Here is a 15,981-nt window from a genome sequence, read left to right as displayed (position 1 = left end):
TATTTTGGGGGGATTCTTGGTAAGGATCGATAGAGTATCGCTTATAATGATTATTTGTTTTAGTTATGAGTTTTAAACTTTTAATGAGGTTTATTAAGATTGAATTAAGCAATCTTTATATATTTTAGCCACAGATATTGTGCTGAAAGCCCCTGAGTTTCAGCAGTTGAGGACAGGGTGATGATTTAACCTGTTGTAATTGAGAGGGTTGAAAACAGGCTGATGAAGTGATGAATAGAATAAGTGATAAGAGTTAGCTTGATTCAATTATGCCGATAAAAGCCGCTATTAATAAGTATTTTGAATTATTGGTCTGAATGTTGGCCAGGGTATAGAGCTGGATAATACCGAGATCACCAGCTTTATACCCAAGCTACCTCAAGATGCTCGTTTCAGAGCTCCCGTAGGATAGCTGAACAAGGCAGTGATTGAGGATAATGGTTATTCCCTTGTCGATAATTATAGATTGCTATTACTTCTCTATATGTACTTCTTTTACTGGGCAGGGGATCTCTATATTTGCAGCTAATAATGCGCGATAGATTGCCAGGTTAGTTTGGTACTTATCTTGATAGTAGGTATCTGTGGGAACCCAGTAGCGTATGCTTATCTCTATGCCGATACTATTAAAGTCGTTGATCCCGATAAGGGGGCTTTGCTCTTGAAAGACGCGGGGAGATTGGCTGATTACCTCCGTAGCTAATGCAATGACACTATCGGGATCGGATTTATAACTGATATTGAAATTGGTCTCGACCAGTTTATTAGCAAAAGAGTTATGCAATATCTCACCGACAATGTGCTTATTGGGGATATTGATCTGTTCACCCTCTTCATTAATCAGTACCGTCATGCCCAGAAAAATATCTTGTACAACTCCCGTCACCTCTCTAATGCTAATAGTGTTACCTACAACAAAGGGGCGGGTAACGATAATGGTGATGCCAGCCGCATAGTTAGAGAGCATCCCCTGCAGGGCCAAACCCGCGCCCAGCGATGCGGCACCAATAGCGGCAACCATAGGGGTGATACTGATCCCCAGCTTACCCAGTGCGACAATACCCACCATGACAATAATCAATATTCTTAGCAGGTTAGTGACAAAGTTGCTTAGGGTGATATCGATATTGTGTTTTTTCAGTTGGCTGGCAACCAGATTTGAAACCTTATTTGCGACCCAGAGGCCAAGGAGGAATATTAAGATCGCGCCTATGATCTGGAAGCTGTACTGAACTAAAAATTCATAGAGAAAGGTATAAACACCTTGTAGTTGTTGCAGCTCCTGCTCTAACTGGCCTTCGTTCATGTGTCGTCCTATTGATACTTAGCTGTTTTTTTCCGTTAAGTTTAGCTTACTGATATTTCTCTCTTTTGGAACTGAATTTTTTGTTGTGGCTCTTTATCGGCATATTCTGCGTGAAGAGGATCATGAATCAATCTTTATACTAATGTGGTTTTATATGGAGTCGGTTACTCTTGGGGCTATTGTTTTTTACTATTTAAGAGAACAAATATGAGAGCCCTTATTCTTATCTGCAGTATGTTTTTTGTTACATTAGCCCAGGCATCATTTTATCAAGCCGGCGATCAGGTGACGCCGATACAGTTAGACGACCAGTTTGAAAAGAGTGTAGTAGTCGACGTCAACACAGATGTCATACTCTTTAGCCGTGGCATGGCGGGTGGTGATTTAATAAAAGAGGCATTGGATAAGCAGATCTCTGCCGATAAAGCCGTGCCAGCAACTCAAGTTTACCTTGCAGACATCAGTGGTATGCCATCTCTGATCGCCAAGTTTGTTGCGATCCCTCAGATGAAAGATCTGCCTTTCTCTATTGGATTGGATAAAGAGGGGGAGGTGACTAAATTGCTACCGGCTGAGAAAGACAGAGCCAGTCTTATTCGTTTGGATAACCTGAAAGTGATAGAGGTGAGCCACTTTGACTCCGGCGAGGAGCTATTTAAAGCACTACGCTAATAATCTTGTTTAGAGTTGAAATATAGAAACGGGCGCATGGCACCCGTTTTTATATTGTTAAAACGGTTAGGGCTGTGGTTTAACCGATTTTAAAATGGCGTGTAGCTCCTCTTTTATATGCAGCTTTTTCTTTTTAAGCTCTTGAACCTCATTGGTAAAGATTGTTGAGCTATGTTGCTCTAACTCCTTAATCTCATCATCCAATGCGTTATGCTTGTTAAACACCTTTAAAAAGTGGGCGTCGTCCGTCTTTAGTTTAGTGATGAGGTCTCTGTATTCTGGAAACATAGCTTCAATCCTTTTCTCTGTTTATTCTTTGGTTCACCTTTAAACTAGCGCGATTTTTGAGCGAGAAATGTGATATGAGTCAACAAAACTTCCATTGTTTTTAAACAATTTATACTGCTAGTGGCAAGAGGAAAATCAGATGAAAACCTCTGCTTATAAACGCTTTTTATCTTGATGCTCGATCTGAGTTTTAGTAACTGCATTACAGCAAAACATTTACCTATTGCCCAGAAAAGTGTGATCAAGTTAACCTTATTGGCTTCGATACTAGGTTAAAGTCGAAAATAGAAGAATTTTATAATCTAAAATGAAAGGGGTTTTCATAATGTCAGATGTATTCCATTTAGGACTGACCAAAAAAATGTTGGATGGGGCTAGCCTAGCGATCGTACCGGGTGATCCTGAGCGAGTAAAAAGAATTGCCGAGCTAATGGAGGGAGCCACCTTCCTTGCTAGCCACCGTGAATATACCAGTTATCTTGCTTATATCGATGGTAAAGCTGTGGTTATCTGTTCAACGGGTATTGGCGGTCCATCTACCTCTATTGCGGTTGAAGAGCTGGCTCAACTTGGTGTGAATACCTTCCTGCGCGTTGGCACAACTGGCGCTATTCAGCCACATGTGAACGTCGGTGATGTGATTGTGACACAAGCATCGGTGCGTTTAGATGGTGCTAGCTTGCATTTTGCGCCTATGGAGTTCCCAGCTGTTGCAAACTTTGAGTGTACAACGGCTATGGTTGCCGCGAGCCGTGATGCGGGTCTTGAGCCACATATCGGTATTACAGCTTCATCTGATACCTTCTACCCAGGACAAGAGCGTTACGATACGGTTTCTGGTCGTGTGACTCGTCAGTTTAAGGGCTCTATGCAGGAGTGGCAGGATCTGGGAGTGCTTAACTATGAGATGGAGTCATCGACACTATTTACTATGTGTGCCTCTCAAGGTTGGCGCGCCGCATGTGTTGCCGGTGTGATAGTTAACCGTACACAGCAAGAGATCCCTGATGAAGCAACTATGAAGAAGACAGAGGTAAGTGCTGTTTCTATCGTCGTTGCGGCAGCGAAGAAGCTATTAGCTTAATTTTCATTTTAAGCCTCCCGCAGTAGGCTGATTGAAGATAAAAAAGGCGCTCTAGGCGCCTTTTTTATAGCATTTTTAATGCATTACACTGATTGGTATTAAAAATGGTATTTTGCCAGAACTGAGTAGGTACTCTGATCGATCCCTTTCACCCCGTATTTATTCTTCCAGTAATCGTATTCGATACCGACGAAGAGCTTATTTTTCTTATGCTCGCCCAGAATCACCGCGCCAAGATCGTATTTTAGTTGAGGATTAAAATGGAAGTTTGTCTCATAACTTGCATCATCAGTTGAAAATACCCAATCGAAGAAACCATCAAAGACAATATTTGAGCTGCCAACAGGGAAATCCATTCTGAAAGCTGGGGTTACCTGCCAACCGTCGCTGATGTTATCGCTGCTGAGGGCTTCACGACGGTAGGTGTTGAGGTTGAAATAGCTAAAGTAGGGGATGGTGATATCCATGCCCAAGCCGTAGAGGAAGCTTTTAACTGGACCCTCACCCTCTTCAAGTGTCAGCGCAAGTGACAGGTCGGTAATAGGACCGAACTCTATATTGTTTCCTGTGATCTTGCCGGCACTGAAACGCGCAGATATCTCGCCATAGGTGGTGTTATCTTTGCCTGCATTATCACCATTGAAGTAGACCAGATCTTGAAAAGCGAACCAGTCACCGTATCTCCATGCACCCGCGGTTTCGAAGGTAAAAGTGGTCTGTTTCTCTGATGGTGCTAGATCATAATTATCACCATGGATAGCGGTAATGCTCATGTCCCACCACTGAATAAGATCGTCGGCCATGGCTGGTGGCGTCATAAATAGGGCTAGAGCAAGCCATTTCTTGTTCATCGTTATCTACCTTTTGGAGAGTTAGGGTAATACTGGACCATATTTATTCCTGCCACTGCATTCTGTGATGCATTGTTTATGGGCAGAGTGGAACAGTTCAAATTTTAGGCTGGGGAAGTATAGAGTATTTAACGTATGATACAAAGTGTTATTGGTTTCTATCTCTTTGTTTTTATTAACTCAAGGTTAATAATTCTGCTTGTTTATTATCTGATTCACCCTAGGATATAAGCGAGATTAATCTGGTGATTTACACTTAGAATGGATATTTTGTGACATATTATGTCGTAAAAGCTATGTTCAACTGATATAGTGGATTTAGTCATTCGCATTCGTTACTCACATTTCAGGGGGAAATATGGAGTTAACAAATCCCATTATTATATGGGCATGTATTGGACTGATCTTGATGCTGGCCGAACTGGTGATACCTGGTGGGATAGTGATCTTGCTTGGTGGCGCCTGTTTAGTGGTGGCATCGGCCTTGGGTATTGGCCTAGTTGAAGGGCTAGTACAAAGTCTCACGCTCTGGTTTATCGCCTCTATTGTATTATTACTCGCTTTTAGAGGGCTAACCCAAAAACTGGTCGGCGGCGACTCACATGTGGATAACACAGATGAGGAGTTGGATATCTACAATCAAATCGCCACAGTCAAAGAGTCCATTGGGCCTGCTCAACATGCCGGGCGTATCGAATTTCAGGGAACCGAATGGTCGGCGCTTGGTGACGGCAGTGAGATAGCTGTCGGTACTCAGGTCAGAATTATCTGCCGCGAAAATATTGGCTTGATTGTCGAACCCGTCAACCAAGCAAAATAAACTCATCTAATAAAAGCACCTGCCGGGTGCAACAAACAAATAAGGAAAGGATCTATGTTTGTGTTTACCATATTTGTACTTTTTGTCTTTTTTATTCTTTATAAGCTGCTGTTAATCGTACCAATGCGTGAGGTTAATGTGATTGAGCGACTTGGGAAGTTCCGTACAGTCCTACAACCGGGCTTTCATTTTCTTATCCCGTTTTTTGATCGTGTCGCTTACAAGCATGAAATTCGTGAACAGGTGCTCGACGTACCACCTCAGAGCTGTATCTCCAAGGATAATACTCAACTTGAGGTGGATGGCTTAGTTTACCTTAAAGTAATGGATGGCAAGCTAGCCAGTTACGGTATTGAGAACTACCGCCTTGCTGCGGTGAACTTAGCACAAACAACGATGCGCTCAGAGATAGGTAAGCTGAGTTTAAGTCAAACCTTCTCAGAGCGAGACAGCCTGAATGAATCTATCGTACGTGAGATAGATAAAGCCTCAGATCCATGGGGTATCAAGGTGTTGCGTTATGAGATTAAAAACATCACCCCCTCTCGTAAGGTGATACATACCTTAGAGAAGCAGATGGAAGCGGAGCGGAGTAAACGTGCTGAGATCACCTTAGCCAACGCTGAAAAAGCCGCCATGATTAACCTCTCTGAAGGTGAACGTCAGGAGGCGATCAACATCTCTGAGGGGCAAAAACAGAAGCGAATTAATGAAGCAAAAGGTACGGCTCAGGAGATCAGTATCGTGGCTAAAGCCAAGGCTGAGGGGATGGAGTTGGTATCGAGCGCATTGGCATTAGAGGGTGGTAATGAAGCGATGAATATGCAGCTTAAGGAGCAGTTTATCGGTCAGGTTGGCAAGATATTGAACGATGCCGATATATCAGTCGTTCCAGCAGAGATGGCAAAACTTGAGGGATTTTTTGAGGGGATGGAGCAGGTGACTCATGCCGTTGGGTCTAATTCAGTGAAAGGAGCACGCTCATGATTGCAGGTATAGACACAGATTTAATCGTACTGGGTATTTGGGGGCTTATCTTTGCCATCTTCGTCATTAAGCTTTTTCAATCTATCCGCTTAGTGCCGACCAAATCGGCGTATATCGTAGAGCGTTTGGGTAAGTATCACTCCACCTTAGACGCGGGCTTTCATGCCTTAATTCCCTTTGTGGATAAGGTCGCTTATATTCACGATCTTAAAGAGGAGACCATAGATGTGCCGCCACAGGAGTGTTTTTCCAGTGATGAGGTGAATGTCGAAGTCGATGGCGTTATCTACATCTCGGTAATGGATCCAGTTAAAGCCAGCTACGGGGTGGTGGATTACCGCTATGCAGCGATTCAACTGGCGCAAACGACCACACGCTCAGTGATTGGTACGCTAGATCTGGATCGTACCTTTGAGGAGCGAGATGTCATCAGCGCCAAAGTGGTTGAGGTGTTAGATCAAGCCGGTGCCATGTGGGGAATACGCGTTCACCGTTATGAGATAAAAAACATTACCCCGCCGGAGACGGTGAAAAACGCCATGGAGATGCAGGTCAACGCAGAGCGTGAACGTCGTGCACTGCTGGCCAAGAGTGAAGGTGACAAGCAGAGTAAGATCAACCGCTCTGAAGGTATCAAAGCCGAGATGATCAATATCTCTGAAGGTGAGATGCAAAAGCGTATTAACGAAGCTGAAGGTAAAGGCGAAGAGATCATTACCATCGCCAGAGCCACCGCTGATTCTATCGAACGTATGGCCGCAGTCATTGCAGCTCCGGGCGGTAAAAACGTTGTGCGTATGCAGTTAGGTGCTGAGTATCTTAAACAGTTTGACGGCCTAAGCAGTAATGGCAGCAAGGTCGTACTGCCTGGGAACTTGATGGACTTTGAACACTGGATGGACAGTATCGGTCTGGAAGAGACTAAATAAGCTAAATATACTTAAAGTAAGCGGCGAATAACGCCGCTTACTTTTATCTACTCTTCCGATATTTCAAATTCGGAAACGACAAACTCCATGCTATACCTCACTTGAAAACACGCCCCTTTCCACAAAGTTTATTGTGAACAAGATTGGTGCTACTTTGCTTGCCAGTTAACGATAATAAAAAAGGGTTTTTGTATGGCATTCGATGATAAATTTCGACTTAGTAGCCACGCTGTGATTTTTGATCGTGAGAATCGGGTACTTCTGCTTAAAGCCACCTATGGTGACAAGCACTGGGGATTACCTGGCGGCGCGCTAGATGTTGGCGAAACCATACATGAAGCCCTACTGCGAGAGTGCCGAGAAGAGTTGGGTTGTGAGGTTAAAGTTAACTACCTCAGTGGGGTTTATTATCACAAAGCTTACGACTCTCAGGCTTTTATTTTTCGCTGTGAACTTGAAGATATCAGTTTAATCACGCTCAGCGATGAGCACTCTGAATTCAAATTTGAAGCTGTTGAAAATCTCTCTGCTGTGCAGCAACGCAGGGTGCGTCAGTGTTTGGCATTTGATGGTCAGGTGATGAGTGATAAGTTTTAGTTTGAACTGTTTGAGATCGCAAATATGGGCTTCATGGGTAATTTCATCTCCTTGACTCTCGATTAATGAAGACCATGCCGTTACTATCTTGCCATCGTACTCCTCAATGTCGCCATTGATTGAAAATAGATTGGGAAAATTATGAGCATCGAAAGATTAGAAACAGCAACTCGAATGAGCCGTATCGTCAAGCACAACGGCACTATCTACCTATGTGGCCAAGTATGTAAAGATGCCGAGCAAGGTATTACCGAGCAGACCTCAAGCATGCTTGAAAAAGTGGATGCTTTGCTGGCTCAAGCTGGCAGTGACAGAGAACATATCCTATCGGCCACCATCTACGTCAAAGATATGTCCTACTTTGCCGAGATGAATGCAGTTTGGGATGCTTGGGTACCAGAAGGTCACGCTCCAGCACGTGCCTGTGTTGCCGCTAAGATGGCCAGAGAAGCCTTGTTAGTTGAGATCTCAGTGGTTGCAGCAGAGAAGATTGCATAAACAACGATTTTAGTTAGCCTTCGAATGAAGGCTAGTTACATTTTTTAGATTAAGCTTCTGGCTGAGTAAGTATTTGAGAAAGTGTTTGAAGCTCGTATCTTATCTACTTTTATCTATATCATATCTTTGTTCAAACTTCGTTTGAAATTAAAGTCGTGGTATTCCATACCACACTGGGCAAGGAGGACTGCTCGTCCTCATCCTCCTTGCATCCACCTATGACGCCCCAGCGAAGTTAAATGCATTGAATACGGGCCTCATACTTCATTTAAAATTGCTTAGCGACTCAGATGCTACATCCATGTAACTCCGAGCCTGAGCCATCATCCATGATGGCTCTACAGCATTTTGAACTACGTATTTCAGCAACTTCCAATGGGGATTATGTAAAGCCGCAGCCTTAGCTGGTCTCATTAACATTTAAATTATGGATGCGCATTTTTTAAGCCATTTTACATTATTTACTCATCTTTTTAATTGCTGCGATCTCCTGTTTGGGAGTAAAAAGGTAAACAATAAGCTAATTGCAAATTTGGCAAATATAATCCATGTATCAATAACGAAAGAAATCAGTAGAACATCAATACCGCTAATGTTAACTCCCTGATAATTAAAGAGGGAAAGGCACGATAGTGTACGTAAGATGCTATAGGAAAGTATAAGTTGTGAGTTGTGTATGAATGAAGAATTAGAAGATTTTTGGAGTGAATTTAATTTATTGCTCTCCCATAATAGTGGTGCCAGTGAACTCCTATTTCGTGGAGTAAGTAATAAGTCTTATAAGTTAATACCATCAATAGGACGTGGAACTGAAAATGGCACTGGGGGGATATTTCATTTGTGGAAAGGGATATGATGGTTGAGTTTAAAAGGCTTTCAGTTCCTGTTATCCCATCTTCAGAAATTCCCACATGTGAGTTTGAGTGGTTGTTTCTTGCACAGCATTACAGTTTGCCAACTCGATTGCTCGATTGGTCAACTAATCCTTTAGTTGCTTTATATTTTGCTGTGGAAAAAGATGATGCTACTGATGGTGGTATATATGCAGTGCCTGAGCGCGTTTCTGATCAGTATCAATTATTTGATCACACCACTGCTAACTACAACGAAGAGCACAATAAGAGTCCCTCGAGTTTATTTGCTATCCAACCAAGGCAAGGTGACGTGATTTTCGTAAGACCAAAATACAGCGATCAACGCTATTTAAATCAGAGGTCTGTTTTCTCTTGTCCTGTAATCCGTATGGAGAGCTTCAACTTGAAAATTGTAAATTTTTAACAATCAAAGGTTCGTGGAAGCTTGAGCTAAGAAATAGATTGAAGAAGTTGGGCGTGTCTACTTCTTTTATCTATCCAGGACTTTCTGGAGTCGCGGCAGAAGTAAGGTCTTTTAAACATGATCCAATAGTAACAGGAAATCTAAGAGTATCTTCATGTATAGCAAAACTGGAATTTTAGATGGACGCTTACAAGACCACGCAATCTGCCATGTTTTGTGTACAGAACAAAACGAACTAGGCTGCTACGGAGTTGACTGCGGTGTTATAGGCTTTGTTGTTAAATTTGAGAAACTGAATGGATATAGATAACCTACTAACAAATGAAAAACTAATAATTACTCTTATTTCTGCCATTGTGGCGTTAATGTTTGGTCAACTGGTTCTTTACTGGAAGTATCGACACAACAAGTGTTGCTTCAAAAGAGCTTTGTTGGAAGAGTTGGTGGATATAGATACCTCATTAGACTCTGCAATAGCAATTTGTCGTCAAAAGTTAACTATGAATGTTCATAAGTTGCATTCAGGTTCTATGCCGCTGCCCGTAGGCTCTTATATATTTGACAATTATTATAAAGAGGTTGCTAGTGATTTAAGCTCATCTCAACGCCGCTCTTATCAACTAATTCATCATTATATTAAGGATATAAATGCTTCTATTGAGTACTTAACACTGAAGAATATTGAAGCATCAGAAGCTCACTTTCTGTCTCCAAACTCAGTAGACGAGAAACACAGGAGATTATGGTTTGACCGTTTAGCTTCATTCTACGAAATATTATGTATAACAAGGTGGCATATTGCGCATCATTTGGAAAATAAGCGTAATCCTGACTTGCCTTACACTGGAGAGACTTATGAGAAGTATATGGCTTTTCAAAATGAAATAAGATTATCAATCAAAGATTTAGTTGATGAAGCACATAAAATGCCGACCGAACAAGTCATGACTAAGAAAGCATTTTTATAACAATGTGTTATTAAATAAAAAGGTCGTAGAAAATTGACCAAAATGAATATATGGGGTCAATGTAACCATTCTTTGGACACCATAAATGTACTAATCTCATCACCTACCTTTAGACCCTTTACACTAAAGCATTTCTGTCCAAAAATGAGTAATAGCCCAAAACCTCAATCGAAGAGATAAACAATCAGGTGTGAATGCAGCTGTGGGCGTTGGTGGCAAGGATGCCACCGTCGAGCGTATAGGGACATATTTATAGCGTCCCGCAGAAGTGTTTACACATCGGCCTGCTGCAAGCAATAAACACCATCGGAGTTATGGTTACCTATAAACCATCAAACACCAATAAACCCCCAATGAAACATAAAAAGATACTTCAAACTTGTTATCCGACAAGTACCACTTCTAGGTTATGGGTTGCTCTTCCTGCTATACTGCATCCTCGATTTTTTGGAGGCAATAATGGACGTATCTTCTTTACTTGACGGCCTGAATGATAAACAACGTGAAGCCGTTGGTGCACCGCAATCCAGTATGTTGGTGTTGGCGGGTGCTGGCAGTGGTAAGACTCGGGTATTAACCCATAGAATTGCCTGGCTGATGCAGGTTGAACAGCAAAGTCCATACTCTATTTTGGCGGTAACCTTTACCAACAAAGCTGCCGCTGAGATGCGTGAACGTGTGGAGAAGGTGAGCGGTAGTAATATGGGACGCATGTGGATCGGTACCTTCCACGGTTTAGCTCATCGTCTGCTGCGCACTCATTACCAAGATGCCAACCTGCCCCAGACATTTCAGATCATCGATTCTGACGATCAGTTAAGACTGATTAAACGCATCCTTAAAAGCTTGAATTTAGATGAGAAGCAGTATCCGCCTCGTCAGGCTCAGGGCTATATTAATGGTAAGAAAGATCAGGGATTAAGACCTAAGCATATCGATGCGGGTGGCTTTCCGATTGAGCAAACGCTGCTGCAAATTTATCAGGTTTACCAGGAGTCTTGCGATCGCGCTGGGCTGGTGGACTTTGCTGAAATTTTACTGCGTGCCCATGAGCTTTGGCTCAATAAGCCCCATGTGCTTAAGCATTATCAAGACAGATTTAAAAATATCTTAGTGGACGAGTTCCAAGATACTAACGCCATTCAATATGCGTGGATCCGCGTGCTAGCGGGTGACAGTGCAAACGTAATGATAGTCGGTGACGATGATCAGTCTATCTACGGCTGGCGTGGTGCTCAGGTGGAGAACTTGCATAAGTTCTTAGAGGACTTCCCCAAGGCTGGCACCATACGTTTGGAGCAGAACTACCGTTCTACTGGCCATATTCTTAAGGCGTCGAATGAGCTGATTGCTAATAACCCAGAGCGGTTAGGTAAGAAGCTGTGGACCGAAGATAAAGATGGCGAGCAGATCGCTATCTACTGCGCCTTTAATGAGATGGATGAGGCGAGATTTATCGTCGGCCGTATCTGTGATTGGCATGATATGGGCGGTGACTTAAGTAGTTGTGCGATCCTCTACCGTTCCAATGCGCAGTCGCGGGTACTGGAAGAGGCGTTACTGCATAAAGGCTTAGCTTACCGTATCTATGGTGGCCTTCGCTTCTTCGAGCGCCAAGAGATTAAAGATGCGATGAGCTATCTGCGTCTGATTAACAATAAAGACGATGATGCGGCATTCGAGCGTGTGGTCAATACACCAGCTCGTGGCATTGGCGGTCGAACCTTAGATATTCTGCGTGCTACCGCTCGTCAGCAAGAGCTCACCTTGTGGCAAACCTGTTTGCGCGCACTGGAGGAGAAACTGCTTAGCGGACGTGCGGCCAATGCGGTTCGTGGCTTTATGGATCTGATTGTTGAGATGCAGCAAGACACTGAAGAGTTGAGCTTACATCGCACCACAGATCATGTGATCAGAGAGTCTGGCCTTAAGAGCATGTATGAGGCTGAAAAGGGCGAGAAAGCACGTTCACGTGTTGAAAACCTCGATGAGCTAGTGACAGCTGCGCGTACTTTTGTGATGCCGGAAGAGAATGAAGATATGGGTGAGCTGAATGCTTTCCTATCTCATGCGGCATTAGAGGCCGGTGAAGGACAAGCCGATGCCTTTACCGATGCGGTGCAGTTAATGACGCTGCACTCGGCAAAAGGTCTGGAGTTCCCTGTGGTGTTTATGTCTGGCGTTGAGGAGGGGATCTTCCCGAGCCAGATGGCGATGGATGAGGGTGACAGACTCGATGAGGAGCGCCGCCTCTGTTACGTGGGCATGACCCGCGCGATGGAGAAACTGTACATCACCTATGCGGAAACACGTCGTATCTATGGTCGTGAAAACTTTGCTAGACCGTCACGCTTTATCAAGGAGATCCCCACTGAGCATGTGGAAGAGATCCGCTTGAAAACTCAGGTGAACACGCCTTCTCGCGCTCAACCTTCATTTACCCGCTCAACCGTTGTGAATGAGTCGGGCTTCCAGATTGGACAAGGTGTGATGCACCCTAAATTTGGTGAAGGTAAGGTGATCAGTACTGAGGGAAGTGGTCCGCAGGCTAGAGTTCAGGTGAACTTTTTCGATGTGGGCAGTAAGTGGCTGGTGGTGGCTTATGCAAGGCTTGAAACCTGCTAGAAAGCGATTGCAAGTCGATGTGTGTCAGTCATAATGTTGTATGATTTTTTAGATCGATACGTTAAAGGCCGAAGCGGTTTTAGGAGAGCCTAGATGAGTGTGAAGGATAAATTAGAGATCTACTTACGTTTGGCCCGCATGGACCGTCCAATCGGTACCTTATTGCTGATGTGGCCCTGCTTGATGGCGCTAGTGTTAGCGGCCGGTGGCATGCCTGATCTTAAGGTTTTAGTGATCTTTATTATCGGCGTAGTCGTGATGCGAGCCTGTGGCTGCATCATTAACGATTACGCAGATCGTAAACTCGACTCCCATGTTGAGCGAACTAAATCTCGCCCTTTGGCCAGTGGTGAGGTCTCTGTTAAAGAGGCTTTAACCCTCTTTGTGGTGATGGGACTTATCGCTTTCGGCCTAGTTTTAATGCTCAACCCTTTAGTGGTGCAGCTCTCCTTTGTGGGGATCATACTCACCATCATCTATCCCTTCACTAAACGCTTTACCAATATGCCGCAGATGTTTCTCGGTGTGGTGTGGAGCTGGTCGATCCCCATGGCCTATGCGGCGCAAACTGGGACTGTGCCAGCGGAAGCTTGGTGGTTATTTGCGGCTAACTGGTGCTGGACAGTCGCCTACGACACCATGTATGCCATGGTCGACAGAGATGATGACCTTAAGGTGGGAATAAAATCTACCGCCATTTTATTTGGTAAGTATGACCGTCAAGTTATTGCCCTGTTTCAGCTGGCAGCGCTTGCCTGTTTCATTATCGCTGGTTGGGCTGCTGATCGTGGCTTGGTTTATGCTCTAGGTATTATCACCTTTGTTGGTTTTAGCCTCTATCAACAGAAGCTTATCTATGGCCGAGAGCGCGCTCCCTGTTTTAAAGCCTTTCTGAATAATAATTGGGCGGGATTGAGCCTGTTTGTTGCTCTTGGTGTTGATTATCTTGTCTAAGGTTTAGTTGAACATTGAGCTTATATTCGTTGCTCAATGTTCACCCCCTCTTTACTCCTCTTTTCGCTTAATTTCCTCCCTTGAGGCTGCTTGGTTAAGTCTGTAACATAGCGTCAACATCTATTCGCAAGGAGCCTTTATGAGGCGTAGCGTAAAGTTCAGACTTATCTTTCTCATCAGTACCATAGTGAGTTACTCCCTCGGCTTTCAGTTTCTACCTGAGAGCTTAGATGGCGATCTGAATCTGAGACTGGTTATTGGCTTTTCAGTACTCTACTTTATCTTGCTACCACTCAGTTATTGGTTTTGTATCATTAAAGTCGGTGAGCAGAAGCTGTGGAAGATGTTGCTAATATTTAGTCTCAGTAGTTTGATGGCAAGGCTGAGTTTCCCAGCTGAAATTGCCGGCTATTTTGAGTTTATTGCCTGGTTACGTTACCCGATTATTGCTGTGTTATTGGCTATTCAGTTGTTCTTGATGGTGAGTATCGTAAAGGGGTTATGGCAAGCGCGAAACCTATCTGGCGATCCTAGGGTTCATATTTTAGAGACCTTTCAAGAGCAAGATGATAAGAAACGTTCTCTGGCATTAGTTATGGCCTCAGAGCCTGCGAGCTGGTACTACGCCATCCCTTACCTATCACGTAACCATGTCCCTGCCATCACGGCTCTAAAGCTACGTTCAAGCTCTCTTTGGTGTTGGTTTATGTTGATATTAGGGACTCTGGCTACCTCGTCTCTAGCCTATTTTGTTATTGAACCTTGGAGTCAGCTAGCCGCCATTATTGTCGCCAGTATTATTAGCTATAGCCTAGTGATGGTAACGGCAAACTATAGGCTCTCCAGACACTACTCACTCTATAGCCAGCACGATAACTTGATTATTAACAATAGTGTATGGGGCTTTATGTCGATTAAATTAACCGACATCGCCGATATTGAGATAGGTGAGTACTTTAGGAAGGAGAATAAAGAGGGGCTGCATTTTGGCTATGGTGCTAGTAGCAATATCAAGTTGAGCTTTCATCAGCCACAGACCTATTTTGGCGGTTTGGGCCAGCTTACTGAGCAGGTCGATAGCATCGATATGCAGCTTGCCGATCCCCAAGCATTGGTTGAATATTTTCAGCAATATATAGCCAATCAGTCAGGCGTGCCTCTATCGGTAGATGGCTCAACGACACAGGAGCTCCAAGCTTGCGATAGCCCTGCAATATCGGCAGAGCTTAGTTCAGGTTCTTAAACATGAAAAATTGGTTATTAAAAATCGAAGGTAAATAATACAAAGCTGTTCATGGCTGTTTACCATTAATCTCTGTTCTTTAATTGAATCTCTAGGTAGGTTAGTCGTTACGTCACGTTAAAACTAAGGGTTAATATGTCATTAGTGCAGCTAGGTGAAAATATATGGGCACACGAAGATAGTATGCCATTAGGTGGGATCCAGCTTAGGCTACGTATGACCATTGTGAAGCTGAGTTGTGGTGGTCTTTGGCTACATTCGCCAACAAAGCCTAATCCTGAGTTACAAGCTGAGATAGATGAACTGGGTAAGGTGACGTTTATCGTCGGAGCCGCTAATGGGCATAATATCTGGTTGTCTGCCTGGCAAGCGGCTTATCCTGAGGCTGAGTTATATGTCAGCGGTGGGATCCCTAAAAAAGTGAAGCTGGATAATTATATGGTGCTTGAAAAGCATTTTGAAAATATCTGGTGTGATGATTTTGAACGTGAATTTATGCCCAATGTTGAGCTGTTCAATGAGTCGGTCTTTTTTCATAAATCTAGCCGTTCCTTGATTGTGACCGATCTCATTCAAAACCACAGTGATGAGATACCCTCTGGCTTTGCTGGTGTCATGACCCGCTGCGTATTTAGGCCTTTAGGGTTTAAGGGAGCCTGCGTTGCCCCGCCACTTAAGTTAGGTTTTACTATTAAAGATAAGTTGGCTTTCTCTGTCTTTATCAAGAATATTCAGCAGTGGGATTTCGATAAAATTATTGTGACCCATGGGGATGTGATAACGGATGATGCTAAAGGTGTGTTTGCGGGGTTGGTCGAGCGTTTTATTCGTTGAACTGACCTAGTGAGATAACCCTACCTAGTGTATAAGTGTAAGGTTAT

At 43.6% G+C, this 15,981-nt stretch carries 17 protein-coding genes; 14 read left to right on the top strand and 3 right to left on the bottom strand.

Going from position 1 to position 15,981, the window contains the following annotated elements:
• Positions 1-472: 472 nt before the first annotated feature.
• The gene (locus tag K0625_RS04535) at positions 473-1,306 is read right to left on the bottom strand and encodes a mechanosensitive ion channel family protein (RefSeq protein WP_220108568.1); all 834 of its coding nucleotides are present in this window, start codon (positions 1,304-1,306) and stop codon (positions 473-475) included.
• A 207-nt stretch (positions 1,307-1,513) separates the two neighbouring features.
• Between K0625_RS04535 and K0625_RS04530 the strand changes: the two genes are divergently transcribed.
• The gene (locus K0625_RS04530) at positions 1,514-1,978 is read left to right on the top strand and encodes a hypothetical protein (protein ID WP_220108567.1); all 465 of its coding nucleotides are present in this window, start codon (positions 1,514-1,516) and stop codon (positions 1,976-1,978) included.
• A gap of 66 nt (positions 1,979-2,044) precedes the next feature.
• Here K0625_RS04530 and K0625_RS04525 read toward each other — a convergent pair whose 3' ends face one another.
• Positions 2,045-2,266 carry an HP1242/YdcH family protein gene (locus K0625_RS04525; protein WP_220108566.1) on the bottom strand — a complete coding sequence of 74 codons (222 nt, stop codon included), beginning with the start codon at positions 2,264-2,266 and terminating at the stop codon, positions 2,045-2,047.
• 325 nt (positions 2,267-2,591) lie between these two features.
• Between K0625_RS04525 and udp the strand changes: the two genes are divergently transcribed.
• Positions 2,592-3,350: a uridine phosphorylase gene (gene udp, locus K0625_RS04520; RefSeq protein WP_220108565.1), complete on the top strand. Its 759-nt coding sequence runs from the start codon at positions 2,592-2,594 to the stop codon at positions 3,348-3,350.
• 98 nt (positions 3,351-3,448) lie between these two features.
• Here the strand turns inward: udp and K0625_RS04515 are convergent, their stop codons facing one another.
• Complete coding sequence (locus K0625_RS04515; RefSeq protein ID WP_220108564.1) at positions 3,449-4,201, bottom strand: outer membrane protein OmpK; 753 nt, start codon at positions 4,199-4,201, stop codon at positions 3,449-3,451.
• Positions 4,202-4,559: 358 nt separating this feature from the next.
• On the opposite strand from K0625_RS04515, the gene K0625_RS04510 reads away from it, so the two are divergent.
• The 12 genes from K0625_RS04510 (at position 4,560) to K0625_RS04455 (ending at position 15,934) form a co-directional block, all read left to right on the top strand.
• Positions 4,560-5,021, top strand: coding sequence for an NfeD family protein (locus tag K0625_RS04510; protein WP_220108563.1), 462 nt, complete (start codon positions 4,560-4,562; stop codon positions 5,019-5,021).
• Positions 5,022-5,075: 54 nt separating this feature from the next.
• Positions 5,076-6,008, top strand: coding sequence for an SPFH domain-containing protein (locus K0625_RS04505; RefSeq protein WP_220108562.1), 933 nt, complete (start codon positions 5,076-5,078; stop codon positions 6,006-6,008).
• Entirely contained in the window at positions 6,005-6,937 is a 933-nt protein-coding gene (locus K0625_RS04500; RefSeq protein WP_012327082.1) for an SPFH domain-containing protein, read from the top strand. The genes K0625_RS04505 and K0625_RS04500 overlap by 4 nt, the downstream gene beginning before the upstream one ends.
• A gap of 192 nt (positions 6,938-7,129) precedes the next feature.
• Positions 7,130-7,534, top strand: a complete 405-nt coding sequence (locus tag K0625_RS04495; protein ID WP_220108561.1) for an NUDIX hydrolase — start codon at positions 7,130-7,132, stop codon at positions 7,532-7,534.
• Between the two features lie 141 nt (positions 7,535-7,675).
• Positions 7,676-8,032: a RidA family protein gene (locus tag K0625_RS04490; protein ID WP_220108560.1), complete on the top strand. Its 357-nt coding sequence runs from the start codon at positions 7,676-7,678 to the stop codon at positions 8,030-8,032.
• A gap of 676 nt (positions 8,033-8,708) precedes the next feature.
• Positions 8,709-8,888, top strand: coding sequence for an FRG domain-containing protein (locus tag K0625_RS04485; RefSeq protein ID WP_220108559.1), 180 nt, complete (start codon positions 8,709-8,711; stop codon positions 8,886-8,888).
• Entirely contained in the window at positions 8,885-9,310 is a 426-nt protein-coding gene (locus K0625_RS04480) for an FRG domain-containing protein (protein ID WP_220108558.1), read from the top strand. The genes K0625_RS04485 and K0625_RS04480 overlap by 4 nt, the downstream gene beginning before the upstream one ends.
• A 296-nt stretch (positions 9,311-9,606) precedes the next feature.
• A complete protein-coding gene (locus K0625_RS04475; RefSeq protein ID WP_220108557.1) occupies positions 9,607-10,278 on the top strand; it encodes a hypothetical protein in 672 nt (223 codons plus the stop codon).
• Positions 10,279-10,737: 459 nt separating this feature from the next.
• A complete protein-coding gene (gene uvrD / locus K0625_RS04470; protein WP_220108556.1) occupies positions 10,738-12,903 on the top strand; it encodes a DNA helicase II in 2,166 nt (721 codons plus the stop codon).
• 93 nt (positions 12,904-12,996) lie between these two features.
• Positions 12,997-13,857 (top strand): 4-hydroxybenzoate octaprenyltransferase, encoded by an 861-nt coding sequence (gene ubiA / locus K0625_RS04465; RefSeq protein ID WP_012327074.1) that lies wholly within the window; start codon positions 12,997-12,999, stop codon positions 13,855-13,857.
• Positions 13,858-13,996: 139 nt separating this feature from the next.
• Positions 13,997-15,100, top strand: coding sequence for a hypothetical protein (locus K0625_RS04460; RefSeq protein ID WP_220108555.1), 1,104 nt, complete (start codon positions 13,997-13,999; stop codon positions 15,098-15,100).
• Positions 15,101-15,235: 135 nt separating this feature from the next.
• Entirely contained in the window at positions 15,236-15,934 is a 699-nt protein-coding gene (locus tag K0625_RS04455) for a DUF4336 domain-containing protein (RefSeq protein WP_220108554.1), read from the top strand.
• Positions 15,935-15,981 lie beyond the last annotated feature (47 nt).

The sequence above is a fragment of the Shewanella nanhaiensis genome (assembly GCF_019457885.1).
Taxonomy (GTDB): Bacteria; Pseudomonadota; Gammaproteobacteria; order Enterobacterales; family Shewanellaceae; genus Shewanella; species Shewanella nanhaiensis.
The sequence above is the reverse complement of the archived record's forward strand: the minus strand, read 5'-3'. Positions and strand labels throughout refer to the sequence as shown.

Bases quoted from the DNA above. Each gene is read 5' to 3' on its own strand.
- K0625_RS04515 (WP_220108564.1), bottom strand. From the start codon at position 4,201: ATGAACAAGAAATGGCTTGCTCTAGCCCTATTTATGACGCCACCAGCC.
- uvrD (WP_220108556.1), top strand. From the start codon at position 10,738: ATGGACGTATCTTCTTTACTTGACGGCCTGAATGATAAACAACGTGAA.
- K0625_RS04485 (WP_220108559.1), top strand. From the start codon at position 8,709: ATGAATGAAGAATTAGAAGATTTTTGGAGTGAATTTAATTTATTGCTC.
- K0625_RS04525 (WP_220108566.1), bottom strand. From the start codon at position 2,266: ATGTTTCCAGAATACAGAGACCTCATCACTAAACTAAAGACGGACGAC.
- K0625_RS04505 (WP_220108562.1), top strand. From the start codon at position 5,076: ATGTTTGTGTTTACCATATTTGTACTTTTTGTCTTTTTTATTCTTTAT.
- udp (WP_220108565.1), top strand. From the start codon at position 2,592: ATGTCAGATGTATTCCATTTAGGACTGACCAAAAAAATGTTGGATGGG.
- K0625_RS04500 (WP_012327082.1), top strand. From the start codon at position 6,005: ATGATTGCAGGTATAGACACAGATTTAATCGTACTGGGTATTTGGGGG.
- K0625_RS04460 (WP_220108555.1), top strand. From the start codon at position 13,997: ATGAGGCGTAGCGTAAAGTTCAGACTTATCTTTCTCATCAGTACCATA.
- K0625_RS04480 (WP_220108558.1), top strand. From the start codon at position 8,885: ATGATGGTTGAGTTTAAAAGGCTTTCAGTTCCTGTTATCCCATCTTCA.
- K0625_RS04510 (WP_220108563.1), top strand. From the start codon at position 4,560: ATGGAGTTAACAAATCCCATTATTATATGGGCATGTATTGGACTGATC.
- K0625_RS04475 (WP_220108557.1), top strand. From the start codon at position 9,607: ATGGATATAGATAACCTACTAACAAATGAAAAACTAATAATTACTCTT.
- K0625_RS04455 (WP_220108554.1), top strand. From the start codon at position 15,236: ATGTCATTAGTGCAGCTAGGTGAAAATATATGGGCACACGAAGATAGT.
- ubiA (WP_012327074.1), top strand. From the start codon at position 12,997: ATGAGTGTGAAGGATAAATTAGAGATCTACTTACGTTTGGCCCGCATG.
- K0625_RS04530 (WP_220108567.1), top strand. From the start codon at position 1,514: ATGAGAGCCCTTATTCTTATCTGCAGTATGTTTTTTGTTACATTAGCC.
- K0625_RS04490 (WP_220108560.1), top strand. From the start codon at position 7,676: ATGAGCATCGAAAGATTAGAAACAGCAACTCGAATGAGCCGTATCGTC.
- K0625_RS04535 (WP_220108568.1), bottom strand. From the start codon at position 1,306: ATGAACGAAGGCCAGTTAGAGCAGGAGCTGCAACAACTACAAGGTGTT.
- K0625_RS04495 (WP_220108561.1), top strand. From the start codon at position 7,130: ATGGCATTCGATGATAAATTTCGACTTAGTAGCCACGCTGTGATTTTT.